The organism is Pseudomonas sp. GM55 (assembly GCF_000282395.1).
In the GTDB taxonomy this organism is placed as follows: domain Bacteria; phylum Pseudomonadota; class Gammaproteobacteria; order Pseudomonadales; family Pseudomonadaceae; genus Aquipseudomonas; species Aquipseudomonas fluorescens_CC.
The window spans coordinates 1-26526 of the sequence record NZ_AKJJ01000081.1 but is presented as its reverse complement, the minus strand read 5'-3'; the positions used below and the strand labels follow the sequence as shown (position 1 = coordinate 26526).

The window sequence follows — 26526 nt, the reverse complement described above, 5'->3', positions numbered from 1 at the left end:
AGGGCAATGCCCCCGGATGAATGCCGGAGCGAAGGAACCCCGAGCCCTGGCGAGGGGCCGGACGTTCGGGGCGAGCGTTTTTTTGCTTACTTTTTTTAGGCGCTTGTAAAAAAAGTGAGTCGCCGTAAGGGCGAAACCGCCAGCCGCCGTTACCAAAATAATGGATATGTACCCAATCAGGCCGCCTTCGCGAGCAGGCACAAAAAAGGCGACCCGAAAGTCGCCTTGGTCCGTTACTGCCCGAATTGCCGCCCCAGGCCACCCGGCACACCATGAATATCAGTCTCCTCCCAAGGCCCCTTCGGACTGATCGACCGGCTCCAGCCGTTATCCCAGCGATAATAGGTACGCTGGCGATAGAAGGTATTGGGCTGGTCATCCAGCACATAGACCCCAAGTTTCGGGTCCCAATGGCTATTGCCCCCAGGTGGTGGCGCGAAGCTGGCCGAGGTACGTGGCAACGGCTTGGAAGGTTTGGCCGGGATGCTCGGCTTGCTCGGTACGGGCGACGTCGAAGGCGTGGGGCTGGGCTGCGACGGCGGGATCGGCGGTGGTGCCTCATGCTCCGCTGGTCGCTGGACCGCACAAGCGCTTAACCCCATAACGACGCTGAGCAGGGTGATACGAGCGAATGCGGTCATGATTGCGTTTTCCTGTTATTTGTCCGGGCTGTCGATGGTCAGTGTTTGCGGCGCGGTGGTGCTGCTGGCCAGAGGCTGGCTGCGACCGATCCATTCGCCGGCGGTGGGTTTGCCGGCACGGGAAATACGCGCAACCAGTTGGACTTCAGGGAAGTTCGACAGTTTCAATTGCGGCATCATCGCGTCGGCATCACCCAGTTCGACGGTTACCGGCAGGTCGGCCACGGTCATGCGCTTGACCGCCAGCGGGGCTGGAGGACCGGAGATCGCACGGGCGAAGATGAACACGCTGTCGCCAGGCTGGACCTTGGTCTTGAGGTCCGCTGCCAGATCGACGCTGACCTTGAGCAAAGCCGAGGCCTTGGCCACCGGTGCTTGCGCAACCTTGCCGCCACTGGCCACCAGCTTCTCCGTGGCCCGGACAATCCCGCCTTGTAGCGCCTCGCGGGATTTGTCGTCCGGCGGCAACTGCGCCAGCAGGCGATTCCAGTAATCGATGGCGTCCTGATAACGCTCGCCCTCAAACGCGGCGATGCCAAGCAGGCCGAGGCTGGTGACTTCCTTCGGGTCGGCCTTGAGCGCTTCGTCGGTCAGGGCCTGGACCTTGTCCGACCACTTTTTGCCATCGGCGAAGTACTGGGCTTGGGCCCATTGACCGAGCAGCTCGGGCTGACGACCGGCCAGGTTCACCGTGCGCTCGAACATTTTCGCCGCATCCGCCGGGCGATCCTGAGCCATATAGGTACGACCGAGGAAGTACGTGCCTTCAGCGGAATCCGGTTGAGCGGCCACCGCACGCTCCAGGCGCTGGGTCATCTCCTCCATCGTCCTGGGGGCCTGGGAGAACTCGCGGGTCAGTTCGACCTTGTCGCTGGCACCGTAATGCATGTACAGCCCCAGACCCAGCACCGGCACCAGAATGGCCGCCAGCAACGGCAAGGGTTTGCCCAGACGCGATACCTGTGGCGCTTCGACGCCTTCGGTGTCCGCCAGCAACTCACGGGCGGCTTCGGCGCGACCGGCGTCCATTTGCGCCGCATCGAGCACACCCTCTTCCTGCTGAACCTGCAATTCAGCCACGCGTTCCTGATAAAGCGCCACGTTCAGGGCGGTACGATCCTCTTCGCGCTGGGCGCGACGGCTGCGCAGCACCGGGATCAACAGAAAACTCAGGGCAACCAGAAGCAGCAGACCTGCAGCGAGCCAGAAATCAATCATTCTTGGTTTTATCCAACAGGTGGTCGAGGCGCGAGCGCTCCTCGGCAGAAAGCGAGCCCGGGGTGTCGGCACGTTGCACGCGACGACGGCGGACGATCACCGCGATGATCACCACACCGCCGAGCAACAGGCCGGCGGGGCCGAACCAGAGCAAGGCGGTCTTGGCATTCAGGGCCGGTTTGTAGCGGACGAAATCACCGTAGCGGTCGACCATGAAGTCGATGATCTGCTGGTTGTCCTTGCCCTCGCCGAGCATGCGGAAAATCTCTTTGCGCAGGTCGGCGGCAATCGGTGCGTTGGAATCGGCGATGTCCTGGTTCTGGCACTTTGGGCAACGCAGCTCTTTGGTCAGCTCGCGAAAACGCTCACGATCGCCTTCATTGGCGAACTCGTAGGTGTCAATGGCCGCGTGGACCACGCCCGCCATGCACAAGCCCAGAACGGCGGCAGCGATCCAGCGCTTCATGGCTTGGCCTCGTCGACCAGCGCCTGGTACTTGGCCGCCAGTTTTTCGCGCCAGACCTGCTCGTCGATCACACCGACGAACTTGTCACGGATGATGCCCTTGGCGTCGATGAAGAAGGTTTCCGGCGCGCCGTAGACACCGAGGTTCAGGCCCAGCGAGCCTTGGTCGTCACGGATATCCAGTGCATAGGGGTTATGAAAATCCGTCAGCCACTTCAAGGCATCGGCGTTGATGTCCTTGTAGTTGATGCCGTAGATCACCACACCCTGTTGGGCCAGCTTGTTCAACACCGGGTGCTCGACCCGGCAGGAAATGCACCAGGTGCCCCAGACGTTGACCAGCGCCGGTTTGCCGAGGATGTCAGCGCGGGTCAGGGTCTTGTCGCCCTGCACCGCCGGCAGGGAAAACTCCGGGAACGGTTTGTTGATCATCGCCGAGGGCAACTCGGCCGGGTCGAGGTACAACCCACGGTAAAGAAACACGGCAACCACCAGAAAGATCGCCAGTGGCAACAACATCAACCAACGCTTCATGCAGTGGCTCCAGACATGCCCAGTGCTTCGCGCACACGGCTTTTTACCTTGACCCGATAACGCCGATCCAGCGCCGCCAGCAACCCGCCGAAACCGGTCAGCAAACCACCGAACCAGATCCAGCGCACGAACGGCTTGACGTGCACGCGCACGGCCCAGGCACCGTTACCCAGCGGTTCACCGAGGGCGACGTAGAGGTCGCGGGTGAACCCGGCGTCGATCCCGGCTTCGGTCATCACCGAGTTCTGCACGGTGTACAGGCGTTTTTCCGGATGCAGCACGCTGACTTCCTTGCCGTTGCGGATCACCCGGACGGTGCCCTTGTCGGAAGTGAAATTCGGGCCTTCGAAGTGCTTGGCGCCTTCGAAGATGAAGTGATAACCGGCCAGGTCCATGGACTCGCCCGGCGCCAGGCGCAGGTCACGCTCGGCGCTGTTCTGGCTCGACAGCACGACACCCAGCGCACACACGGCAATGCCCAGGTGCGCGATCTGCATGCCCCAGTAGCTGCGGGTCAGGGTCGGCAGGCCTTTGACCAGCCCTTTGTGGCGGGTCTTGTCGAAGATGTCACGCGCACCGGCCAGCAGCACCCAGGCGGCGAGCATGAAGGTGGCGAGCACTGCCCAGTTGAAATCGCCGTACGCGATGCCGGCCACCACGGCCATGGCGGCGCTGCCCAGCAACACCGGCGTCAGCATGCTCACCAGCCATTTCACCGGGGTGTCCTTCCAGCGCACGATCACGCCGACCGCCATCACCACCATCAGCAACGCCATCAACGGAATGAACAGCGCGTTGAAGTACGGCGGGCCGACCGACAGCTTGGCGCCGGTCATGGCGTCCAGAATCAGCGGGTACAGGGTGCCGAGCAGAATCATCGACGCCGCCACCACCAGCACCAGGTTGTTGCCCAGCAAAAGGGTTTCCCGGGACCAGAGGTTGAAGCCCACCTGGCTCTTGACCACCGGTGCGCGCAGGGCGAACAGCGTCAATGAACCACCGACCACGAACAACAGGAAAATCAGGATGAACACCCCGCGCTCCGGATCGGACGCAAAGGCGTGCACCGAGGTCAGCACGCCGGAGCGCACGAGGAAGGTACCCAGCAGGCTCAGCGAAAACGCAGCGATGGCCAGCAGTACGGTCCAGCTCTTGAACACGCCACGTTTTTCCGTGACCGCCAAGGAGTGAATCAGTGCAGTACCCACCAGCCATGGCATGAACGAGGCGTTTTCCACCGGGTCCCAGAACCACCAGCCGCCCCAGCCGAGTTCGTAGTACGCCCACCACGAACCCAAGGTAATGCCGATGCCGAGGAACGCCCAGGCCACAATGGTCCACGGACGCGACCAGCGCGCCCACGCGGCATCCAGGCGACCGCCCATCAGCGCGGCGATGGCGAAGGCGAAGGCTACCGAGAAACCGACGTAGCCCATGTACAGCATCGGCGGATGCACGATCAGGCCGATGTCTTGCAGCAACGGGTTGAGATCGGCACCGTCGCCGGGCACTTGCGGCAGGATGCGCTTGAACGGGTTGGAGGTCATGATCAGGAACAGCAGGAAACCGGTGCTGATCATGCCCATCACCGCCAGCACGCGGGCCAGCATGACCTGCGGCAACTGCCGGGAAAACACCGACACCGCGAAGGTCCAGCCGCCGAGAATCAAGGCCCACAACAGCAAGGAACCTTCGTGGGCACCCCACACGGCGCTGAACTTGTAGTACCACGGCAGCGCGCTGTTGGAGTTGTTGGCCACATAGGCCACGGAGAAGTCATCGACCATGAAGGCGTAGGTCAGGCAACCGAAGGCAAACACCAGAAAGGTGAACTGCCCCCACGCGGCCGGCTGGGCCAGGCTCATCCACAGGCGATCATTGCGCCACGCACCGAGCAGCGGTACCACGGCCTGGGCCAGGGCGAAGCACAGGGCCAGGATCATCGCCAGATGACCCAGCTCGGGAATAAAGATGCCGGATGTCATGGATCAACCCTCCTTCGCGGGCGTTGGAGCCGATTGACCGCTGTCTTTCAGCGCCTTGGTCACTTCCGGCGGCATGTACTTCTCGTCGTGCTTGGCCAGCACCTCATCGGCCACCACCACGCCATCGGCATTGAGCTTGCCCAGGGCGACGATGCCCTGCCCTTCGCGGAACAGGTCCGGAAGGATGCCGCGATAGGTGATGGTCACGGATTTGTTGAAGTCGGTGACGACAAACTTCACGTCCAGGGAATCACTGGAACGCTCCAGCGAGCCCTTCTCGACCATACCGCCGGCACGAATGCGCGTGTCCAGTGGGGCTTCGCCGTTGGCGATCTGGGTCGGTGTGTAAAACAGATTGATGTTCTGCTGCAGGGCACTCAGGGCCAGGCCGACGGCAGCGCCGACCCCGACCAGGATCGCGAGAATGATGATAAGACGCTTTTTGCGCAGCGGATTCACTTGCCGTTCTCCCGGCGCAAACGACGCGCCTCTTGTTGCAGATACCGCTTGCGGGCCAGGATCGGCGCCGCCACGTTGAGGGCCAGCACCGCCAGGCAGATGCCATAGGCTGACCAGACATACAGGCCATGATGGCCCATGGCGATGAAGTCGCCGAATGAAGCAAAACTCATCGAGCGACCTCCAGGCTGTTTTCCACTTCGGCCTTGACCCAACTGGCCCGGGCTTCGCGCTTGAGCACTTCAAGACGCATGCGCAGCAGCAACACCGCGCCGAAGAAACAGTAGAAGCCCAACACCGTCAACAGCAATGGCAGCCACATTTCGGCGGGCATCGCCGGTTTTTCGGTGAGGGTGAAGGTCGCGCCCTGGTGCAGGGTGTTCCACCACTCCACCGAGTACTTGATGATCGGGATGTTGATCACACCAACAATCGCCAGCACCGCGCAGGCCTTGGCCGCGCTGTCACGATTGCTGATCGCGTTGCCCAGCGCAATGAGACCGAAGTACAGGAACAGCAGGATCAGCATAGACGTGAGTCGAGCATCCCAGACCCACCACGAGCCCCAGGTCGGCTTGCCCCAGATCGCGCCAGTGACCAGCGCCTCGGCGGTCATCCAGGCGCCAATCGGTGCGGCGCATTGCAGGGCAACGTCGGCCAGTTTCATTTTCCACACCAGCCCGACGATGCCGCACACCGCCAGCATCACGTAGATGGACTGCGCCAGCATGGCGGCCGGGACGTGGATATAGATGATGCGAAAGCTGTTGCCCTGCTGATAGTCCGGCGGCGCGAAGGCCAGGCCCCAGACCACGCCAACGCTGATCAGCAGCAACGCCGCGATGCTCAACCAGGGCAGCATTTTGCCGCTGATGCCGTAAAACCATTTGGGCGAGCCGAGCTTGTGAAACCACGTCCAGTTCATACTGTTTCCATCACGGTTGCTCTTTACTGTGAAGAGCCAGGGTCTTTACTGGTCATTTTTTAACCAGACCTCATTATTCGCCGACGCTGATCTTCAGGCCAGCAGCTATTGCAAAAGGTGTCAGGGTTATCGCCAGGGCGGTCAGGCTACCAAGCCACAGGAGATAACCGGTCGCCGGCATCCCCTGCAAGGCCGCCTGCAAGGCGCCACTGCCAAGGATCAGTACCGGGATGTACAACGGCAGAATCAGCAGTGCCAGCAACAGGCCTCCGCGCTTCAAACCTACCGTCAGTGCCGCACCCACCGCACCGAGCAGGCTCAGTACCGGTGTACCTAGCAGCAACGAAAGCAGCAACACCGGCAGACAGGCGGCAGGCAAACCGAGCATCAGCGCCAGCAAAGGTGCGAGCAAAACCAGTGCCAGGCCGGAAAAAGCCCAGTGTGCCAGCACTTTGGCCAAAACCAGAAGAGGCAGGGGGTGCGGCGAAAGGACCCACTGTTCAAGGGATCCGTCTTCGAAATCACTGCGGAAAAGCCCGTCCAGCGAGAGCAGAACCGATAAAAGTGCCGCGACCCAGACCAACCCCGGAGACAAGGTTTGCAACAATTGAGACTCGGGACCGACCGCCAACGGGAACAGGGAAACGACGATGGCGAAAAACACCAGCGGATTCGCCAGCTCTGCGGGACGGCGGAACAGCAGACGGGCCTCACGGGCGACCAACAGGCCAAAAACACTCATACGGCCCAATTCCCCAGATCGATGTCGCGATAAGCGGCCGGCATCCGGCTCAGCGTGTGGTGGGTGGTCAACACCACCATGCCGCCACGTTCGCAGTGGCCGGCCAGATGAGATTCAAGCTGTGCCACGCCCTGCTTGTCGAGGGCGGTAAAGGGCTCGTCGAGGATCCACAGCGGCGGGCTGTCCAGATACAAACGCGCCAGTGCGACGCGGCGCCGCTGGCCAGCGGACAGGGTGTGGCAGGGAACATCTTCGAAACCGCGCAATCCGACCGCCGCCAGGGCTTGCCAGATCGCTTCACGGGAGGCCGGTTGATGCAGGGCGCAGAGCCAGCTCAGGTTCTCTTCCGGTGTCAGCAAATCCTTGATTCCCGCCGCATGGCCGATCCACAGCAGGTTGCGCGCCAGCTCAGTGCGCTGCTCATCAAGGGGCTTGCCGTTGAGCAGCACTTGACCGGCGGTCGGGTGCATCAAACCTGAAAGCAGGCGCAACAGACTGGTCTTGCCACTGCCATTGGGGCCGCTGATTTGCACCATTTCGCCACTGGCCAGTCTCAAATCGAGATTTTCGAAGAGCAGCCGAAGGTCTCGCTCACAGGCAAGGGCAACGGTTTGCAGGACTGGACTGGTCAAGGGTTCACGGGCCTTATACGGTTCAAGTCGGCACTGGCGCGGCCGTTAAAGAGATGCAGCATAGATGCAATGACGTCTTGTTCTAGAGAGCTGCGTCAAACAATTGCAAAGTTTTCGCCATTTTTGGATACAACGGCGCCGCATTATACATGCCAGGCCTTAGTCTAAAGAGTGCATTTTCCTCAGGTTGTGACCGCGTATGACAGGCGAAATGAACATCCTCCCGCTACCGCAATCCGTCCCGGTGACTTCACGTGCGCAGGCGGTCAGCGGTGAGTTGCTCAAGTTGCTGATGCCGGTGGAGGGGCTGATCAGCGTCGGTCAAACCGCCCAGGCCGAAGTGTTGTCGCTCAAGCAGGCGGATCAGACTTTCCAGATGCTGCTCAAGGTCACGCTCGACAGCGGCCGCCAGACCACGGTCCAGACCACCGGCAATCAACCGCTGGCCCAGGGCACCACACTGGTCGTCAGCCAACCTTCGGCCGGCAATCTGGCCGTGACGGTGCAGCAGGCCATTGCCTCCAGCGTCGCCACCCTCACCCGCCTCGACACCGCGCAATTGCCTGTTGGCACCCTGCTGCAGGGCAAGGTATTGACCTCGCAAGTACTGCCGCAGGTGCCCGGCCAGCCTATGGTGTTTCGCTCGATGGTGAGCCTGCTCAATACCGCACTGAGCGGTAGCACCCTGAGCCTCGACAGTCCGCAGCCCTTGCGCATCGGCACCTTGTTGAGCGCGCAGGTGCAGGACGCCCAGACCGTGAAGTTCGTGCCACTGAGCAGCCGCCAGGAACAACTGGCGGTGGCCCGGCAACTGGTCGACCAGCAAAGCCGCCAGGGCTCGCTGGACGGCTTGCTCAAGCTGCTGCAGAACCTTCCGGCCTCGGACCAGACTTCCGTTGAATTGCGTAGCGCCGCTGCCCGGCTGCTCGCTGGCCTGCCGGATGTCCAGCAATTGAGCACTCCCAAGGGCCTGGCCCAGGCTTTGGCCAGCAGCGGTGTGTTTCTCGAAAGCAAACTGCTGACCGGGCAAAACCCGACGCTCGCACCGGACATGAAAGGCGACCTGCTCAAACTGGTTGCGCAATTGACTCAGGGGTTGCCGGCCAACACCAGCCTCGGCGCGATCATCGCCGCCAATACCCTGGCCCAGGCCATGCCGAATTTTGTCCGCAATGCCCTGGGCATGCTCGGTCAGGTCAGTGCAAAACCGTCGCCAACCGGTTTCCCGCTGCCCGAACGCCTGTTACAAAGCGCCGACGGTGAAAACGACGACCTCGAACACCTGCTGCGCCTGGCCGCTGCGGCGGTTTCACGCCTGCAAAGCCATCAGCTGTCGAGTCTGGAACAAACCGGCGTAACCGCCGACGGACGACTGATGAGCACCTGGCAGCTGGAAATCCCGATGCGCAACATGCAGGACATCGTGCCATTGCAGGTCAAGTTCCAGCGTGAAGACGCCCCCGAAAAACAACAGCCCAAGGAGCGTCGCGAAGAACGCGAACCCAGGCAACAGTTGTGGCGTGTGGAGCTGGCCTTCGCCATGGAGCCTTTGGGGCCGCTGCAAATTCAGGCGCAACTGATCAAGGGCAGCCTCTCCAGCCAGCTCTGGGCCGAGCGGCCTTACACCGCCAGCCTGATCGAAAGCAATCTGAGCGGATTGCGTGACCGTTTGTTGTCCGCCGGCCTGAACGTCGGCGACCTGGACTGCCACCTCGGCACCCCCCCCCAAGGCCCGCAAACCCGCCTCGAACAACGCTGGGTGGATGACACCGCATGAACAACCCCAACGCCCCACGCCAGGCCATCGCCCTAAAATACGACGGCACCCACGCCCCCACTCTCACCGCCAAGGGCGACGAAGAACTGGCGGAAGAAATCCTGCGGATCGCCCGCGACTGCGAAGTGCCAATCTACGAAAACGCAGAACTGGTGAGACTGCTGGCGCGCATGGAACTGGGGGACAGCATTCCGCAGGAGCTCTATCTGACGATTGCCGAGATCATTGCGTTTGCGTGGAATCTGAAGGGCAGGTTTCCGGCGGGGCAGGATCCGGATGGGCTGATGGTCGAGAAGGATGTGACCGAGCGCGGGGAAGACTACTGAGGATTCGAGGCCGCCATCGCGAGCAGGCTCGCTCCCACAGTTGAACTCATGTTCCATATCCGACATGGAACCATTGTAGGAGCGAGCTTGCTCGCGATGGAGGCATGAGCGCCGCGTCTCTCCAGGAAGCCCGCGTCATCGTTGACGTCCATCGCGAGCAGGCTCGCTCCTACAGGCCTTTAGCCGTTCTTGTGCAACCGGCTCATCAACTCCACCTCAGCCTGGGTCAATCCGCAGGACTGGGTCAGCCCATGCCCACCATCACGTGCAGTTGCAGGGACAGCATTAATTAGAGGCTCCCGGTGGATTTCGGCAGCGGCAAGCCGGTGGCGGGATCAAGCCCCTTTTCGGCGCTGAGTTTTTCGATCAGCTCTGCTGATGGAATGATGGGTACGGCCGAGTCACGCTCTCGTTTCCACTGGAATGTACCGTCCCATTCGGGGAGCGGCGCTGGTGGGAGCGGGACGATGTCATCCAGATCGGGGATTTTTGCCCCGAGGTGTTCATGACGCGTCAGGAAATAGCCGATTTTATCGTATCGATCGACACGCTCCTCGTCTTGCTGTAATGCCAGATAATAAAGCTCATCAGATGCAGGTGGCCCTTTAAATGCATTCTCAAGGCTATGTGCGCTAGTGGTGTTACCATTTCGGATAGCTGCTTGGTGACTGTACAGAGCCTCTTGGTAAAGCCCTGACCCTTGCGAATAAATTGCGTATTTTCTTCCCGCTACACCATGACCTTGTTCCATCGCGCACTTGTACATCGCAAGCATGACTTCAGCCATATTGGGTACATACGAAAGAAGCCTGCCTATGTAGTATTGGGCTTCCGGGTTCCCCAAGTCGGCTGCCTGCCGAAAGTAAACCCTGGAAGCAGCGACATCCTGCTTGACGCCATAACCCAACTCCAGGTAGCGCGCCATGTCGTAATAAGCTCCTGGGATGTCTAGGGCGAGATAATATTCGGCCAGATCGATGGTTTCCTTGCTTGCATCAGGAGAGCGGGCTTGCCCAGTTGACAGCAGAACTTGTAGATTGGTCGCGGCTTTGTAGTGTTCGTGAGCAGCAGCAATACGATAATAGCGGGCGATCTCGTCGTAATCTTTCTGTCCTTTACGCTTTTCCAGGTAAAGGCCATACCGATAGAAAACATCTGCATCCTGGTTCAACACAGGCAACGAATCGCGTTCATATACGCATTTGAACTCCAAACTACTGTGAGCAAAGTCCACCGACACTGCATCAGGCATCTGCTCTTCTTTTTTTGAGCAGGCCATGATCATCAAGAAGCTGAACAATGCCAGTAGTAGCTTAGTCGCCCCCACCCGATTATTTATTGAATGTCCCTTCATAACCTCACTCGACATTAATGACTTACCCATCATCGATTCACTTTCTCCGAACTGCCAAACAGGATGCGCCCCGACGGCAATGGTCAGGTATTCCCGGTGGGTTTTGGCAGCGGCAAACCAGTGGCGGGATCAAGTCCCTTTTCAGCGCAGAGCTTCTCGATCAACTCTGCTGATGGAATGATGGGTACAGCCGAGTCACGCTCTCGTTTCCATTGGAAGGTACCGTCCCACTCGGGGAGCGCCACTGGTGGGAGTGGAACGATGTCATCCAGATCGGGCATTTTTGCCCCTAAATGTTCGTGACGTCTCAGGAATAAGTTAATTTTTTTATATCGCTCTACGCGTTCGGAGTCTTGCTCAAGTGCCAAGTAATAAAGCTCATCGGACGCAGGGGGTCCTTCGAAGGCACTCGCCAGACGACTGGCACTATTGGCATCGCCATTTCGAATTGCTGTTTGGTAACCGTGGAGAGCTTCCTGGTAAAGCCCAATGACTCTCGAATAACTTGAGTAATTTCTTCCCGCTGAACGATTCCCCTGCTCCATTGCACACTTGTACATCGCCTGCATGATATCGGCCGTATTGGGCACATAGGTTAAAAGCCTGCCTATATAATATTGCGCGTCCGGATTCCCTAGGTCGGCGGCTCGTCGAAAGTAAGCCTTGGACGCGGCAACATCCTGTTTGACGCCATAACCCAACTCCAGGTAATGCGCCATGTCGTAATAAGCCCCGGGGACGCCTTGAGCAACATAATACTCGGCCAGATCGATGACCTCTTTACTGGCATCAGGAGATCGGGCTTGTCCGGTTGACAGCAGGAATTGCAAATTGGTTGCGGCCTTGTAATGATCGTGTGCCGCCGCGATACGATAGTAGCGGGCTATCTCGTCGTAATCCTTCTGTCCTTTACGCTTTTCCAAATAAAGGCTGTAGTGATATAGAACGTCCGCATCCTGATTCAACACAGGTAACGAATCGCGCTCGTACACGCAATTAAACGCCAATCTACTATATGCAAAGTCTGTCTGCGAGGTATCGGACATACTTTCTTCCTTCCGTGAACAGGCTGCGATAAAAAAACACACGCATAAAACAAGACAGATATTTTTCATCAAATCAGTCCCAGTTTTTTCGAACAGGGCTCTCCTGCATGAACTCAATCAATGATGCAACTGGGCCCAGAGTTTCTGTTGTAGTTGTTTTTTGCAAGCCCCTCACTTTCCTCACTTTATTTTCTTCAGTAATGTCTTGCCATTTTTCGTACACCATATCTATATCGGCTCCATTAGCTTCCCACTTCGTATGCACCTCAAACAAATGCTCCCTCAACGGCCTTGTCACCGCAGGATCCTCAATACAAATATTCAACTCACTGTCCACCTGCATGCTGCGCGTATTGATGTTGGCGGAACCCAGCGTGGTGAATACATCATCGACAATCATCAACTTGCTGTGCACATACACATCCATCCAGTTTCCTGACGGGGAATCAGGTGCCACCAGGGTACAAATGTGCACTTTCAGGCCGGGAATTTCCGTGGGTGAGATGACGAACTGGTTCTTCTCGGGAAATTCTTTTTCAAGCTTCGCGACCCTGGCGCGTGCGCGCTCCAGCTTATCTTTCAAGGTTTCGTAGTACCGAGCCGCCGCCTGGTCATGATCGGTATCGCGTTGATCCTTGAAAATGCGTGCGTTGATGGAAGCCAAGCGTTCGGCCAGCCTGGCTTGAGCAAGTTCGGCCAGCAGATCGTCACGCCGCTCGGCCTTGGCAACACCCGGCATCAGCTCCGGACGGCCCAACTGCTTCAACATGCGGAAAGTATTGACGGAGCCATCGCCCATGGCCTCGCTGGAGGAGTTGGTCACGACGAACAGGTACAGCGGCCCGTCTTTTTCAAGATCGCGGCCCCCTTTGAGCAGGTTTTGCACGACGCTCTTGATCTTTTCCGCCAGCGGTGGCCAGCGAAAGTACTGGTTCTCGATGTAGATGAATCGGGTCGCGTTGTTGACGGCCTTCAGGTAGACCCTCTCGATGTCCCGGATGTTTTTCTGGCTTTGGGTCCTGAGTATCTGCGCCATGACGGGAGGGCCATAGTCTGGCCGCACGCGCAGTTGTTCGGCGATGTGCTGACGAGCGCCCAGCAGGTCGATGCGGGTTTCTTTTTTCCAGGCGGCACAGAAGTTGTCGTTCAAAAACTCAAGCACCGGACCGCTCACTCGGCTGGAAATATCCTGCCGCGGTGTTTCGCCGTTGCGTCCGAACTGCGCGTGGTATCGCACGTGGCTGTGAACATCATTGTCCCAATAGGCATCCAGCGTGTTGTGCCCCATCACGAACCCGACAGCGACCTCCGGTTGCTCGTAGTCCACCAGCACCATTTTCTGGTGGTGGCTCGGCTCGGCAACCATGGCCACCGAACTCATGACTTTGTTAGTCGTGTCGCGATCCTTGTCTAACGCCCTCAAGGTCAGCCGCCAGGCAATTTCTGCACGATCAAGCAAGCCGAAGTCGCGAGTGACGAATTCGATGTTCTTGATGCGCAGAGAGGGATCGTTGCCCCATTGCATCAGGCGAAAGAAACGCTGGCCCAGCTCGATGGGGCCGGTTTCAGCGCCCGTGTAGGCCAGCCGGACCTGGCGATACCACATCTTGTCATATTCGATTTGTGCGTCGTTGCGGTTCTGCTTGAACCTGCCGAACCAGTTGGAGACGTTGTCACCGGGCGTAGGGTTTTCCGAAGTCTGGGCGAGGCGCAACGTGTCGTACCAGCACAGGATTCGGACTTGAACGCCTTCATGGGCTTTCTTGATCAGCAGATCGCCAATGCACAGCGAACTGGTTTTCCCACGCTTGAAGTACATCGACGGCTGAAAACCCCAACAGATGATTTCCACGCTGCTTTTGGCGGTCACGATGGCGTCATAAACCGAGCTAAAGGCGCGCTCGCCGTTCACCAGCGGCTCGAAGGTGGCAGGCACCGGGTCGTATTCGGCGCACTGCACGAACCACGGCAGGTTGAGCTGGCAGGAGGTGGTCTTGCTCGTGGCGATCGGGACTGTGATCGTGGGTGTGGTCATCTTCAAGCCTCCGATTCTGGAGTGTTCAATTGGGCATAGGCCTGGCGGAACCGGCTGGAGCTGTCCAGCGGTGTATCGCCCGGTCGAGGTTGTTGCTCATGACGGTGGAAACCCTGGTTGGCCCGTTCGGCATTGTCCGGCTCTCCCAGGTAATCGCCGCCCACCGGCACCTCGTAGCTGACGCCGTTGGCCAGTTCGATGTGATAACGGCTGGTGGTGACGTGGTGGTCGACAGCGATCCGGCCACTGTTGTCCATGACACCTTTTGCGGCCTGAACCCCATCGGCAAAGAGTGTGTAAGGCATGCCCTCCCACGACTGGAAACCTGCCGCACCGCTTTGCCCGACTGCCAACATCAGCGACTGCCTGACCGAGCCTGCCGGCCACGCCGGGTTATCGCGGTTGAGGTGTGCCGGGCCGTTGAAGGTCTTTTTCACGCCCCTCACATCAACGGTGCCGGGCGCATGGATGTCGATGTTGCCGTCCTTGATGCGGATATAAGCGCCGCCGCTGGTCAGCAGGATTTCATCCTGAGCGGCAATCTCGACGGAACGCGCGGTCGAAGTGATACGCACGCTGTCCTGGGCAGTGAGTTCGATGGCATCGCTCTGTGCCTGTATTTCAATCTTGCCTTTGGCCGCAAACAATTTGGCGCCCGCGGCCTTGGCGAACAGGCTGATGCTTTGAGCAACACTGGCCAGCAATGACTGGCCGCCGGCAAGGTTGATGTCCTCTCCGCTCGACAAGGTCAACTGCTTGCCACTATGAACGTGGGTATTTTGCGGCGTCGCGGTGACGATGTCGGCAGGCGCTGAAGCGATCAACAGCGGCTGGTGAAAGCCGGCCGTGCGGCCACGGCCACCACGGCTGATCGCCGCATCGGTGTCGCCGCCATTGCGGGGTTGTCTTTGAGTACTGGTGAGGTATTTGTCTTCACTGCCATAGTCCAGCCGAGTATCGACATCAAGTTGATCGAGGCTGTCGACACTTCCCTGCATCGGCAGGGCGTGGTGCTGGCGAGCGGCCTCGGACAATGCCTTGACCCGCTCTTGTGCGTTCGTCAGTTGTGTCCGGGCTTCCTGGACATCGACCTGGCCACCTTGCGCTTTGGTGCGTGGCCAAGTGCTGAGATACAAACCCTGCTGCGCGCGCAAGGCACCGTAGGCATCGGTGCGCAACTCAAAACCTGTGCCGCGCAGGGCGCCACGCTGATTGCCCTGCTGATCGATCAGATAACCGAGGTTCAACTGGCTGTGGCCATGGCTGCTGTGGATCTGGGTCCGTACCTGGCCGGTGGAGTCGTCCATCACCCATTGGTTGTAGCCCAGCCCTTTGATCTCCTGGCTCTTGTAACCACTCATCAACCCGCTTGAGTGCCAGGCGGGCTTGTGTCCGCCATAGACCTGCCCCATCACCAGGGGGCGGTCGATGTCGTTGTCGAGAAACGTCACCACGACCTCTTCCCCCGAACGTGGCACGTTCACGCTGCCCCAGCCCTCGCCACTGCTGGCCTGCATCATGCGCAGCCAACAGGAGCCCAGTTCACCGTCCTTGAGCAGACGGTCCCAATGAAAGCGCACGCAGATACGGTTGAGTTTGTCGGTAAAGACCTCTCGACCGCTCGGGGTCACGACGACGGCGGTCTGTGGGCCGGGGTTGGCCGGCTTGGCATGGGTGAAAGGGCTGCGATAAGCAATGTCCAGGCGCTGGGTCTCAAAGCGGTTCCGGTAAAAGCCTTCGCTATCCACTTCGTGCATCGACTGGCGCTGCTCGGATTCGAAAAGCGCTTTCAGGCTACCGGGAGGGCTGACTCGCTGCGTGCCGACCGGAAGGTTGCTCTGGGCAAAGAACTCGACTGCGATGATCAGGAACCGGCGTTCCTTGGGCGTCTTGAATTCATACAACGGGTGTTGGGTCAGCTCGAAACCATAACCGGGCTGCATGTGGCGCACACCACCTAGTCCATGGATGCGTCTGGCTGCCGATTCGTCCTGCTCAATCTGCACACGGCTCAGCCAGTCGCCACGGTCCGGGTTTTGCCAGGCATATTGCCCCCGGTATTGATAATGCTCGAGGTCTGGTGGCGCTGAGGACGCAGGCAGCGCCGGCGTCCTGGTGATTTGTGATCGTGCATGACAGAGATAGTCGCTGCTGCTTGATTGCACCACGCCATTGAGCAATCGGGCACCAGGGCTCCATTGAGTAATGCTGTCTTGCCGGTCAGCGGCCTGTTGCGTATGAAAACGCAAGGCCGGCGGGTTCAAGGTCGGTAAAAGCATGGCACTGTCAGTGAAGACGATGCAGTGGCTATCGAGGGAATGCTCCACGTACCAGAACAAACCTTCCTGCTCACACCAGCGCTGCACGAAATGGGCATCGGTCTCGTTGAACTGGGTGACGTAGGACAACAATGGATATTCCCGTGACAGCTCGAAGCGGTACGCGCCACGCGCCTGGCTGTAGTGCTGGAATACCTGGGCGAGGATGTCGGGAAGACTCACCTCCTGCCAGATCCGGCAATCCACACGGTATTCCAGCAGACTGAACCAGGGAGCGAAGACCAGTTGCCAGTCGTCCAGACCGCCATCACTTCCCAGGTATCGCACGCTTTCCACCCAGCCATGTCTGGGGCTCAAGCTACCGTCGTCCAGCTTGATGCTCAGTTGCACGGCCTGACCAATGAGCTGTTCCGGGTCGAACACCGTGGCCTGGTTGATCACGTCAACCGTGTAGCGAGGCACCCGACCCAGCCGCTCCCGGGCATGGGCTCGCAACGCAAACAGCTCCTGCCCTTGGGGCGTTGTCAGTTGCAACAAGCGTCCAGCCTGGCTCAATGGCTGGACAAACGAAGCCAATGCGGTGTCTGTGATTGAATTCACCGTTCAAACTCCCTGTATTTCAAGTCCATGAGGCTTCAACCGATCAGCCAGCCCCGGGTCTGGTCGGATAACGTGCGATCCAGTATCCACACGGCGCAGCCAGGTTCAGCGCCTGCGATCAACCAGGCGAGGCCGATTTGCACCCATTGCTCGGTCACAGGCCCGAACCGGGCGCCGATTGCGTTGACGCGAACCTGTCGCTCGAGGTCCAGGCCAGGCAAGAAATTCCGGGCATATTCGCCGAGCTGACTGAGGCGGTTGCCACCCAGTGCGCCATCCCCGATCAGCACGCTGACTCGCGCCGGATCGACGGCCGTGATCTCGCACAGCTTTGCCATCAACCGTTCGAGGGTTTGCGTGTCGGTACGCGCCTGTGCAGGGCGAGCCGGGTGATCCAGCTGGACCGGCGCAAACAGTTTCAGAGCGCTGTCGGTCTGCGGGTCCGACAGCTTCGGTTGGCGGCGCAGTAACACCGCGCTGACCGCTTCGCCGGCCATCTCATCAGGTGCGCAGCATGACACCTGCTCCTTGCAGACCCATGTATCCAGGCTCATGCACAACAGGTAATGCGGCCCGGCACTGTGACCAAGGACATCGGGCAACCACTGCGCGGGGGCCCGCGTCTGCAGGTCAAAACCATGTAGCGGCATCAGTTCCTGAGGCCACAGGCTCACGACTCGATCAATCCAGTCCATTGCGCCGACAGCGCCTGGAACGAACAACACAACCCGGGTGTTCGACCATTCGATTGATTCGCGGAATGCCGGTGCCCATTTTTTCAGGGCGCCCTGCAGGATTTCGCTGGAACGACCAAGCGCCTCGACTGCTGGCCATCCTTCGTCGGGAGTGGCGAGACGACAAATGGGCCGGCGCAGTCCGCATGCATCAAGCAGGCGTGGGTCGTGAGAGAAGTCGGTACGTTTCCCTGCCAGTTCACTCACCGGCAACGGTGCGTCAAAGGCACCGCACGGTAGCCAGACCCAGGCCCGCGCAATGCTGACACAGCTGGGGGTGAAATCCCCCGCGGGAAATACCGCGTCCGCCAGACGTTGTGCCTCCTGCGCTGCCAACCGCCGTTCGGAGATCCGATCGTAGATACTTCTTCGATATTCCATCTCTGTTCCTTAGAGAAGGCCAGTGTCCTTTTGCGTAGCTAACAGCCTTGCGCCGCAGGAAGTCAGATCACCGTCACGAGCAACCGCCTTGCCATCGACCAGCAGTGTTTCATCACCACTTTCGATCATGCATTCACCGTGCGCACACACGACTCGATCACCGACTCTCGCAACCGCGAAACCGTTGATATCCGTCCAGGGCGATCCTTCACACACCCGCCCTCCATCAGAGGTCGGGTCGTTGATTACGATGATGGGGCGCATGGTGAACTTCCGTGTTTGAACAGGGGCAGGACATCAGCCCAAAACCAGGAGCAAATACAGGAACCGCACGGTACTGACGGAAGCTGACCGTCTCAAGTCGGCGCATTCCTCAATTCAGGTAGTCCGAGTCCTAGGTCCACGTGGGCCGTATCCCAGGTGCGAACCTGCCCGAGATCACGAAGCGCGAGCTCGCGAAAATGGATTCGTTGAGGTTGCAGACGTGGATTGGGGGGCGGTACTCCGCAGGAGCTTTATCTCTCGATTGCCGAGATCATTGCGTTTGCATGGAATCTGAAGGGGAAGTTTCCGGCCGGGCAGGGTTCGGATGCGCGGATGGTCGAGAAGGATGTGACCGCTCGCGGGGATGATTACTGAGTTTTTGAAGACGCCTTCGCGAGCAGCTGATCTTCGGTGAACACCTGCTTTATGAGCGCCCAGGAACCCTTGTAGGAGCGAGCTTGCTCGCGATGGAGGCATGACCACCGCGTTTCTCCAGGAAGCCCGCGTCATCGTTAACGTCCATCGCGATCAAGCTCGCTCCTACAGGTGATCTCAGGTGAACACATGTTCCGTGTCCGACATGGAACCATCGTGGGTGCGAGCCTGCTCGCGAATGCGATTTCAGCCAGATCGCAAAACTCAGTTTCTGTGCAACTTGCTCATCAACTCCGCCTCAGCCTGGGTCAGGCCGCAGGACTGGGTCAGTTCGTTGACGCTGGCGCCCATCCCGACCAGTCGCGCCGCCTGGGCAAACGACAGGCTTGAAGGATCGCGTTGTTCCAGCTGGGCGAGTTTGTCCGGCAATGGCGCGACTATCGCGCGCAGTTCATGCAATTCTTCGCCCATGCGCACGTTGCCGTTCTGGTAATCCTCGACGCGTTTGCCCAGGTCCTTGATGCGCTGATCGCGCAGCGCATCACCCTTGGCCTGTTGCGCGGCGATCTGCTTTTGACTGCGAATGTATGCCAGGAACATTGCCAGCGTGCCTGCCCAGAACAGGAACAGGACAATGACCGCAACCTCGAGAATCAATCAGATACTCTCCAGTTCCGACCATTCCTCTTCGCTCATCATCTTGTCGAGCTCGACCAGGATGAGCAGTTCGTTGTTCTTGTTGCACACGCCTTGAATGAACTTGGCGGACTCTTCGTTACCCACGTTCGGCGCGGTTTCGATTTCCGACTGACGCAGGTAAACCACTTCGGCCACGCTGTCGACCATGATCCCGACCACCTGCTTGTCGGCCTCGATGATGACGATACGGGTGTTGTCGCTGATCTCGGCATTCATCAGACCGAAGCGCTGGCGGGTGTCAATCACGGTGACGACGTTGCCGCGCAGGTTGATGATGCCCAGCACGTAGCTCGGGGCACCCGGGACCGGGGCGATTTCGGTGTATCGCAGGACTTCCTGAACGCGCATCACGTTGATGCCGTAGGTTTCGTTGTCGAGCTTGAAGGTGACCCATTGCAGGATCGGATCTTCGGAACCTTTTGCCGCCGTCGCATTATTATTCATACCCTGACCCCTCAAGAAACCGCCCTGGCGGTGTGTGTTCCGTGCAACGCCATCGAGTGGCGCCGCCTGTTGTTTATTTAATGTTTGTCGGTGTGTGGTTCGGCTTGCTGCCGGACATGTGCTTTGCCCCGCCACTGGCGATCAGTTCGGCCAACGAGGCAACGTCGAGCAAGGCGCACATGTGTTCAATCACCGTGCCGGCGAGCCATGGCCGCTGACCTCGATGACTTCTCCATTTGATTTCATTCGGGTCCAGACGCAATGAGCGACTGACCTGATGCACGGCCAGGCCCCATTCGTAGCCCTGGACCGAAATCACGTATTGCAGGCCTTGCTTGAAGTCGTCGCGGTAACGGTCGGGCATGACCCAACGCGCGGTATCGAGCACCTTGAGGTTGCCGGCCTGGCTCGGCAGGATGCCAAGGAACCATTCCGGCTGGCCAAACAACGGTGTCAACTCGTGACCGGCCAGGGAATAAATAGACCCCAGGCACACCAGCGGCACCGCCAGGGTCAAGCCGGCGACATCGAACAGCAGGCACTCGAACGGTTCGGCGGCCCAGGACGGACGACCATCGGTGTCCACCGGTGGCGGCGTATTGCTCGGCGGCAGATGCACTTCGACGACGGGCGGCACCAGCGCCTGAGGCGCCTCGACAACCGGAGCCTCCAGCGCTTCAGGCGTTTCAATGGCTGGAACCGTCAGTGTTTGCAACAGCGGCGCAAGGATCGATACCGGTGCCAGGACGGCTTCCGGCGCTTCGACCACGGCTACGGGCGTCTTCGCCAAAGGCGCGGGCGCCGGAGCGGCAACCACTGCGGTTTTCTGTGCATCACGGGCCTGCTCTTCGAGCACGGCCGCCTGGAACTCGTCCAGCATGCCTTGCTCTTCAACCACTCTCACCGTTTCGACAACCTCGGCAAGCACCTCGATCTCCGGCGCCATCTCCTCGGTTGCGTCTTGCAGCAAGTTGTCCAGATACGACTGCAACGCCAGTTGCGGGCGCGATGTAGTCTTCATCGGCCGGTTCATGACAGCCGCCCCGCGGGGATTGGATTCATCTCAAGCCACCTGCGCAACAAGTTGCGCCGCCAGCAGATGCTTGAGCAACGCACGGTAAGCGAGAACGCCGCGGCTCTTGCCGTCGAACTGCGAAGGCGTCAGCCCGGCACGGCTGGCATCGCGCAGGCGCGTGTCCACCGGGATATAGCCTTGCCAGATTTCGTCGGGGAATTTGTCGCGCAGCACGCGCAAGGTTCCGAGGGATGCCTGGGTGCGCCGGTCAAACAGCGTCGGCACGATGGTAAACGGCAGCGCTTGTTTGCGAGAGCGGTTGATCATCGCCAGGGTGTTGACCATGCGCTCAAGGCCTTTGACCGCCAGGTGTTCGGTCTGCACCGGGATCACCAATTGCTGGCTCGCCGCCAAGGCATTGACCATCAGCACGCCGAGCAATGGCGGGCTGTCGATCACGGCGTAATCGAAGTCCTGCCACAGTTGCGCCAGGCTCTTGGCAATCACCAGGCCCAACCCGCTCTGCCCCGGCGACTGGCGCTCAAGGGTGGCCAGTGCGGTGCTGGAGGGCAACAGCGAGATGCGTTCGTCACTGGTCGACAGCAATAGTTGGCCCGGCAGGCCTTGCGGCACATTGCCCTTGTGCAGGAACAGGTCGTAGCTGCTGTGCTCCAGAGCGTCGGGATCGTAGCCGAAGTAGCTGGTCATGGAGCCGTGGGGGTCGAGATCGACCACGACCACGCGCTTGCCCGCCTCCGCCAGTAAACCGGCTAAAGCGATGGAGGACGTGGTTTTACCGACACCACCCTTTTGATTGGCGACTGCCCAGACTCTCATTCGGATTGTTCCTCCCGGCCGAATGGATCGACCGAGAAATAGCTCAACGAGTTAATGCGGGTGACGGAGAATTGACGGCGCTCTCTCGTACCGGCGACTTGACCGGGGACGGTGCAGTTTGTGTGCCAGCACGCTTCAAGGCGGCATCCGGTTGCGCATGGGCGGTTCCGGTGCCGGTCAGGCTGCGGCGAACATCGAGGTTGCGCGACACCACCAGCACCACCCGACGGTTGCGTGCGCGGCCTTCGGCGGTGGCGTTGTTGGCCACCGGCTGAAACTCGCCGTAGCCCACCGAAGCCAGGCGACCGGGGTTGACTCCCTGCATCGCCAGCATGCGCACGATGCTCGCCGAGCGGGCCGAGGACAGTTCCCAGTTGGTCGGGTACTGCGCGGTGCGGATCGGTTGATCGTCGGTGAAACCTTCGACATGAATCGGGTTGTCGAACGGTTTCAGAATCGCTGCAACCTTGTCGATGATGTTGAACGCGATGTCGCTGGGCATGGCGTCGCCGCTGCCGAACAACAGGCTGGAATTGAGCTCGATTTCGACCCACAACTCGTTGCCGCGCACGGTCATCTGGTTGGAGCTGATCAGGTCACCAAACGCCGCGCTGATGTCGTCGGCGATGCTTTTCAGTGGATCGCTGGCGCCGGCAACACCGGCATCGACCTGGTCACTGTCCTTGACCAGCGGCTTGGCCGGAGTCACGGTCTTGGGCCGCTCGTCACCGATGGGGATCGGCTTGAGCGCGCGGTCGGTGTCGGTAAAGACCCCGATCAATGCCTCGGAAATGACCTTGTACTTGCCTTCGTTGATCGATGAGATGGAGTACATCACCACGAAAAAGGCGAACAGCAAGGTGATGAAGTCCGCGTAGGACACCAGCCAGCGTTCGTGGTTGACGTGTTCTTCATGCTGGCGACGACGTGCCATGTTCCATGTCTCCCATCAATCCATGAAGCCCTGAAGCTTCAACTCAATTGAGCGTGGGTTCTCACCTTCGGCGATCGACAGGAGCCCTTCCAGCAACATTTCGCGATAACGCGACTGGCGCAAAGCGATGGATTTGAGTTTGGCGGCAATCGGCAGCAGCACCAGGTTGGCACTGGCCACGCCGTAGATGGTGGCGACGAAGGCCACGGCGATGCCGTTACCCAGTTGCGACGGATCACCCAGGTTGCCCATGACGTGAATCAGGCCCATCACCGCACCGATGATGCCGATGGTCGGCGCGTAACCGCCCATGCTTTCGAAGACCTTGGCCGCTTCGACATCGCGGCTTTCCTGGGTGTAGAAATCCACTTCCAGAATGCTGCGGATCGCTTCCGGCTCGGCGCCGTCAACCAGCAGTTGCAGGCCTTTGCGCGCGTAATTGTCGGGCTCGGCGTCGGCGACACCTTCCAGGCCGAGCAGGCCTTCCTTACGGGCCGTCAGGCTCCAGTTCACCACGCGGTCGATGCCGCCGGCCAGGTCAACGCGAGGCGGGAACAGGATCCAGGCGAGGATCTGCATGGCGCGCTTGAAGGCGCTCATCGGCGATTGCAGCAGCGCGGCGCCAATGGTGCCGCCGAGCACGATCAGCGCTGCCGGGCCGTTGGCCAGGGCGCCGAGATGACCACCTTCAAGGTAGTTGCCGCCGATGATGGCGACAAAGGCCATGATGATGCCGATCAGGCTTAGAACATCCATCAGATACAGGCCTCGACCAGGTGCTTGCCAATGTCGTCCAGGCTGTACACCGCGTCGGCCAGTTCAGCTTTGACGATGGCCATCGGCATGCCGTAGATCACGCAACTGGCTTCGTCCTGTGCCCAGATCGAACTGCCGCCTTGCTTGAGCAGGCGCGCGCCCTCACGGCCGTCGGCGCCCATGCCGGTCAGGACCACCGCCAGAACTTTGTCGCCGTAGGACTTGGCTGCCGAACCGAAGGTGATATCCACGCACGGCTTGTAATTCAGACGTTCGTCGCCCGGGAGGATTTTCACCGCACCGCGGCCGTCGATCATCATCTGCTTGCCACCCGGCGCCAGCAGCGCCAGGCCCGGACGCAGGATGTCGCCATCCTCGGCTTCCTTGACGCTGATGCGGCAGAGCTTGTCCAGGCGCTCGGCGAAGGCCTTGGTGAAGGCGGCCGGCATGTGTTGAACCAGCACGATCGGGGCCGGGAAGTTGGCCGGCAATTGGGTCAGGACCCGTTGCAGGGCCACCGGGCCGCCGGTCGACGTACCGATGGCCACCAGTTTGTAGGCTTTGCGTTTCGGCGCCGGCGACGACGCAGTGGCTGCATGCGTACGTGCAGGGATCGGTGCCGGTGCCGGACGCACGGGTGCGCTGCTGCCAAAACCGCCCAAGCTCGAAGGCGAAGGCGCAGGCGTCGGGGCTGGCGCAGCGACAGGCGCCGGAGCGCTGTAGGCACTGACTCGACGATTGCTGCGTGAAATGCTGAGAATCTTCTCGCACAGCAATTGCTTGACCTTCTCGGGATTGCGCGAGATGTCTTCGAAATTCTTCGGCAGGAAGTCCACCGCGCCAGCATCCAGCGCATCGAGCGTGACCCGGGCGCCTTCATGGGTTAGCGAGGAGAACATCAGGACCGGGGTCGGGCAGCGTTGCATGATGTGCCGCACGGCGGTGATGCCGTCCATCATCGGCATCTCGTAGTCCATGGTGATCACGTCGGGCTTGAGGGCCAGCGCCTGATCGATCGCCTCTTTGCCGTTGGTCGCCGTGCCGACGACCTGGATATTGGAATCCGCTGAGAGAATTTCCGAGACGCGGCGGCGGAAAAACCCCGAATCGTCCACCACCAGGACTTTGACTGCCATAAACACTCCATTAGATGGCGCGGGGCCAGGCGCCCCGCTCCACCAGAATCAAATACGCCGCGTGGCGTAACGCTTGAGCATGCTCGGAACATCGAGAATCAGCGCGATGCGGCCGTCACCGGTGATGGTGGCGCCGGACATGCCTGCAGTTCCCTGGAGCATTTTGCCCAATGGCTTGATGACCACTTCTTCCTGGCCCACCAGTTGATCGACGACAAAGCCGATCCGCTGCGTGCCCACCGAAAGGATCACCACATGCCCCTCGCGCTGCTCTTCATGAGCGGCGGAGCTGACCAGCCAGCGTTTGAGATAGAACAATGGCAGCGCCTTGTCCCGCACGATCACCACTTCCTGGCCGTCCACGACGTTGGTGGTCGACAGGTCGAGGTGGAAGATCTCGTTGACGTTCACCAGCGGGAACGCAAATGCCTGGTTGCCGAGCATGACCATCAGCGTCGGCATGATCGCCAGGGTCAGCGGCACCTTGATGACGATCTTCGAACCCTGACCCTTGGCCGAGTAGATGTTGATCGAGCCGTTGAGCTGGGAAATCTTGGTTTTCACCACGTCCATGCCCACGCCACGACCCGATACGTCGGAGATCTCGGTCTTGGTCGAGAACCCCGGGGCGAAGATCAGGTTATAGCATTCGGTGTCGCTCAGGCGATCGGCCGCATCCTTGTCCATCACACCACGTTTAACCGCGATGGAACGCAGGACGTTCGGGTCCATGCCTTTGCCGTCATCGGAGATTGACAACAGGATGTGATCGCCTTCCTGCTCGGCCGCCAGGATGACCTTGCCGCCACGGGCCTTGCCCGAGGCTTCGCGCTCTTCCGGCGATTCGATGCCGTGGTCGACGGCGTTGCGCACCAAGTGGACCAACGGGTCGGCCAGGGCCTCGACGAGGTTCTTGTCGAGGTCGGTTTCTTCGCCGACCAGCTCCAGGTTGATCTCTTTCTTGAGCTGGCGAGCCAGGTCGCGAACCAGGCGCGGGAAGCGCCCGAAGACTTTCTTGATCGGTTGCATCCGGGTCTTCATGACCGCGGTTTGCAGGTCGGCCGTCACCACGTCGAGGTTCGACACGGCCTTGGACATGGCTTCATCGGCGCTGTTGGCGCCCAATCGGACCAGGCGGTTACGCACCAGTACCAGTTCACCGACCATGTTCATGATTTCGTCGAGACGCGCGGTATCGACGCGTACGGTGGTCTCGGCTTCGCTCGCTGGTTTTTCCGCCGGTGGCGCGGCCGGAGCACGAGCCGCAGCCGGCGCAGCTGCTGCCGGGGTCGGCGTTTCGGCTTTTGGCTCGGGTGCCTTGGCGACAGGTTTCGGCGCCGCAGCCTTGGCTGCCGGTGCCGCAACGGAAGCGTTCGAACCATTGGCCACCGTCGCGGTGCCGACTTCGCTGAACTTGCCTTTGCCGTGCAATTCGTCGAGCAGCGCTTCGAACTCGTGATCGGTGATCAGGTCGCTACCGGCCGCCGCCGCGCTTGGTACTGCGGGTGCAGGCACCGAAGCAATGGCAGACTCCAGTGCCTCGACGGCAAAGTTACCCTTGCCATGCAACTGATCGAGCAGCGCTTCGAATTCGTCGTCAGTGATATCGGAACTGTCGCCCGCCGCTTTCGGTGCTTCCGGAGCTGCCGGCGTCGGGGCTACCGCGTCAACGGCGAACTGGCCTTTACCGTGCAACTGATCGAGTAGCGACTCGAATTCGGCATCGGTGATTTCGTCGCTGGCGGCCGACTCGCTGGCAGGCGCCTGCGCAACGGCCGGTGCCTCGGCCTGTGCCTTGACGGCATTCAGCGAGTCCAGCAGTTGTTCAAATTCGGTGTCGGTGATGTCGTCGGAACCGGTTTCGGCCACGGGCTCTTCAATGACGTCGGCGACGGGCGCAGAAGCCACTTCGTCAGCCGATTGCGGCTCCGCC

At 60.1% G+C, this 26526-nt stretch carries 26 protein-coding genes and 1 pseudogene; 3 read left to right on the top strand and 24 right to left on the bottom strand.

All coding sequences use genetic code 11. The features are described 5' to 3' along the window. Window positions 1-233 precede the first annotated feature (233 nt). The 10 genes from PMI31_RS30200 to ccmA form a co-directional block, all read right to left on the bottom strand. Window positions 234-641 (bottom strand): hypothetical protein, encoded by a 408-nt coding sequence (locus tag PMI31_RS30200; RefSeq protein ID WP_008020322.1) that lies wholly within the window; start codon window positions 639-641, stop codon window positions 234-236. A 15-nt stretch (window positions 642-656) separates the two neighbouring features. Continuing rightward, a complete protein-coding gene (gene ccmI / locus PMI31_RS20750) occupies window positions 657-1859 on the bottom strand; it encodes a c-type cytochrome biogenesis protein CcmI (RefSeq protein WP_008020321.1) in 1203 nt (400 codons plus the stop codon). Next, window positions 1852-2325: a cytochrome c-type biogenesis protein gene (locus tag PMI31_RS20745; RefSeq protein WP_008020320.1), complete on the bottom strand. Its 474-nt coding sequence runs from the start codon at window positions 2323-2325 to the stop codon at window positions 1852-1854. The genes ccmI and PMI31_RS20745 overlap by 8 nt, the downstream gene beginning before the upstream one ends. Further along, the gene (locus PMI31_RS20740; RefSeq protein WP_008020319.1) at window positions 2322-2858 is read right to left on the bottom strand and encodes a DsbE family thiol:disulfide interchange protein; all 537 of its coding nucleotides are present in this window, start codon (window positions 2856-2858) and stop codon (window positions 2322-2324) included. The genes PMI31_RS20745 and PMI31_RS20740 overlap by 4 nt, the downstream gene beginning before the upstream one ends. Next, the gene (locus PMI31_RS20735) at window positions 2855-4843 is read right to left on the bottom strand and encodes a heme lyase CcmF/NrfE family subunit (protein WP_008020318.1); all 1989 of its coding nucleotides are present in this window, start codon (window positions 4841-4843) and stop codon (window positions 2855-2857) included. The genes PMI31_RS20740 and PMI31_RS20735 overlap by 4 nt, the downstream gene beginning before the upstream one ends. A 3-nt stretch (window positions 4844-4846) precedes the next feature. Beyond that, a complete protein-coding gene (ccmE, locus tag PMI31_RS20730) occupies window positions 4847-5302 on the bottom strand; it encodes a cytochrome c maturation protein CcmE (RefSeq protein ID WP_008020317.1) in 456 nt (151 codons plus the stop codon). Further along, window positions 5299-5475 (bottom strand): heme exporter protein CcmD, encoded by a 177-nt coding sequence (ccmD, locus tag PMI31_RS20725; RefSeq protein WP_007980758.1) that lies wholly within the window; start codon window positions 5473-5475, stop codon window positions 5299-5301. The genes ccmE and ccmD overlap by 4 nt, the downstream gene beginning before the upstream one ends. Beyond that, window positions 5472-6227 carry a heme ABC transporter permease gene (locus PMI31_RS20720; RefSeq protein ID WP_008020316.1) on the bottom strand — a complete coding sequence of 252 codons (756 nt, stop codon included), beginning with the start codon at window positions 6225-6227 and terminating at the stop codon, window positions 5472-5474. The genes ccmD and PMI31_RS20720 overlap by 4 nt, the downstream gene beginning before the upstream one ends. A gap of 73 nt (window positions 6228-6300) precedes the next feature. Then, a complete protein-coding gene (gene ccmB, locus PMI31_RS20715; RefSeq protein WP_007983326.1) occupies window positions 6301-6969 on the bottom strand; it encodes a heme exporter protein CcmB in 669 nt (222 codons plus the stop codon). After that, window positions 6966-7601: a cytochrome c biogenesis heme-transporting ATPase CcmA gene (gene ccmA, locus PMI31_RS20710; protein WP_008020315.1), complete on the bottom strand. Its 636-nt coding sequence runs from the start codon at window positions 7599-7601 to the stop codon at window positions 6966-6968. The genes ccmB and ccmA overlap by 4 nt, the downstream gene beginning before the upstream one ends. A gap of 199 nt (window positions 7602-7800) precedes the next feature. On the opposite strand from ccmA, the gene fliK reads away from it, so the two are divergent. Then, on the top strand, window positions 7801-9378 hold the full coding sequence (gene fliK, locus PMI31_RS20705) for a flagellar hook-length control protein FliK (RefSeq protein ID WP_008020314.1): 1578 nt from the start codon (window positions 7801-7803) through the stop codon (window positions 9376-9378). Then, window positions 9375-9704: an EscU/YscU/HrcU family type III secretion system export apparatus switch protein gene (locus PMI31_RS20700; RefSeq protein WP_008020313.1), complete on the top strand. Its 330-nt coding sequence runs from the start codon at window positions 9375-9377 to the stop codon at window positions 9702-9704. The genes fliK and PMI31_RS20700 overlap by 4 nt, the downstream gene beginning before the upstream one ends. A gap of 289 nt (window positions 9705-9993) precedes the next feature. Here the strand turns inward: PMI31_RS20700 and PMI31_RS20695 are convergent, their stop codons facing one another. The 6 genes from PMI31_RS20695 to PMI31_RS20670 all read right to left on the bottom strand — a co-directional run bounded on the left by PMI31_RS20695 (window position 9994) and on the right by PMI31_RS20670 (window position 18397). Further along, entirely contained in the window at window positions 9994-11058 is a 1065-nt protein-coding gene (locus PMI31_RS20695; protein ID WP_008020311.1) for an SEL1-like repeat protein, read from the bottom strand. An 83-nt stretch (window positions 11059-11141) separates the two neighbouring features. Further along, window positions 11142-12173: an SEL1-like repeat protein gene (locus PMI31_RS20690; protein ID WP_162130438.1), complete on the bottom strand. Its 1032-nt coding sequence runs from the start codon at window positions 12171-12173 to the stop codon at window positions 11142-11144. 4 nt (window positions 12174-12177) lie between these two features. After that, a complete protein-coding gene (locus PMI31_RS20685) occupies window positions 12178-14139 on the bottom strand; it encodes a phospholipase D-like domain-containing protein (RefSeq protein ID WP_008020309.1) in 1962 nt (653 codons plus the stop codon). Between the two features lie 2 nt (window positions 14140-14141). Beyond that, window positions 14142-17018, bottom strand: a complete 2877-nt coding sequence (locus PMI31_RS20680; protein WP_008020308.1) for a type VI secretion system Vgr family protein — start codon at window positions 17016-17018, stop codon at window positions 14142-14144. 35 nt (window positions 17019-17053) lie between these two features. Continuing rightward, complete coding sequence (locus PMI31_RS20675) at window positions 17054-18133, bottom strand: hypothetical protein (protein WP_008020307.1); 1080 nt, start codon at window positions 18131-18133, stop codon at window positions 17054-17056. A gap of 9 nt (window positions 18134-18142) precedes the next feature. After that, window positions 18143-18397: a PAAR domain-containing protein gene (locus PMI31_RS20670; protein ID WP_008020306.1), complete on the bottom strand. Its 255-nt coding sequence runs from the start codon at window positions 18395-18397 to the stop codon at window positions 18143-18145. Between the two features lie 216 nt (window positions 18398-18613). On the opposite strand from PMI31_RS20670, the pseudogene PMI31_RS20665 reads away from it, so the two are divergent. Then, window positions 18614-18772 (top strand): annotated as a pseudogene (locus tag PMI31_RS20665) (EscU/YscU/HrcU family type III secretion system export apparatus switch protein); the annotation flags it as partial. 264 nt (window positions 18773-19036) lie between these two features. Here PMI31_RS20665 and PMI31_RS20660 read toward each other — a convergent pair. The 8 genes from PMI31_RS20660 to PMI31_RS20625 form a co-directional block, all read right to left on the bottom strand. Further along, on the bottom strand, window positions 19037-19429 hold the full coding sequence (locus PMI31_RS20660) for a DUF2802 domain-containing protein (RefSeq protein WP_008020305.1): 393 nt from the start codon (window positions 19427-19429) through the stop codon (window positions 19037-19039). Continuing rightward, window positions 19430-19915, bottom strand: a complete 486-nt coding sequence (locus tag PMI31_RS20655) for a chemotaxis protein CheW (protein ID WP_008020304.1) — start codon at window positions 19913-19915, stop codon at window positions 19430-19432. Between the two features lie 73 nt (window positions 19916-19988). Then, complete coding sequence (locus tag PMI31_RS20650; RefSeq protein WP_008020303.1) at window positions 19989-20948, bottom strand: CheW domain-containing protein; 960 nt, start codon at window positions 20946-20948, stop codon at window positions 19989-19991. Between the two features lie 30 nt (window positions 20949-20978). Then, window positions 20979-21767, bottom strand: coding sequence for a ParA family protein (locus tag PMI31_RS20645; RefSeq protein ID WP_008020302.1), 789 nt, complete (start codon window positions 21765-21767; stop codon window positions 20979-20981). A gap of 43 nt (window positions 21768-21810) precedes the next feature. Next, window positions 21811-22701 carry a flagellar motor protein MotD gene (motD, locus tag PMI31_RS20640; RefSeq protein ID WP_008020301.1) on the bottom strand — a complete coding sequence of 297 codons (891 nt, stop codon included), beginning with the start codon at window positions 22699-22701 and terminating at the stop codon, window positions 21811-21813. A 15-nt stretch (window positions 22702-22716) separates the two neighbouring features. Next, window positions 22717-23457 carry a flagellar motor protein gene (locus tag PMI31_RS20635; RefSeq protein WP_008020300.1) on the bottom strand — a complete coding sequence of 247 codons (741 nt, stop codon included), beginning with the start codon at window positions 23455-23457 and terminating at the stop codon, window positions 22717-22719. Beyond that, window positions 23457-24593, bottom strand: coding sequence for a protein-glutamate methylesterase/protein-glutamine glutaminase (locus PMI31_RS20630; protein ID WP_008020299.1), 1137 nt, complete (start codon window positions 24591-24593; stop codon window positions 23457-23459). Before PMI31_RS20630 ends, PMI31_RS20635 begins: the two co-directional genes overlap by 1 nt. Before the next feature lie 48 nt (window positions 24594-24641). Next, on the bottom strand, window positions 24642-26526 hold a 1885-nt coding region (locus PMI31_RS20625; protein ID WP_008020298.1), incomplete at its 5' end, for a chemotaxis protein CheA.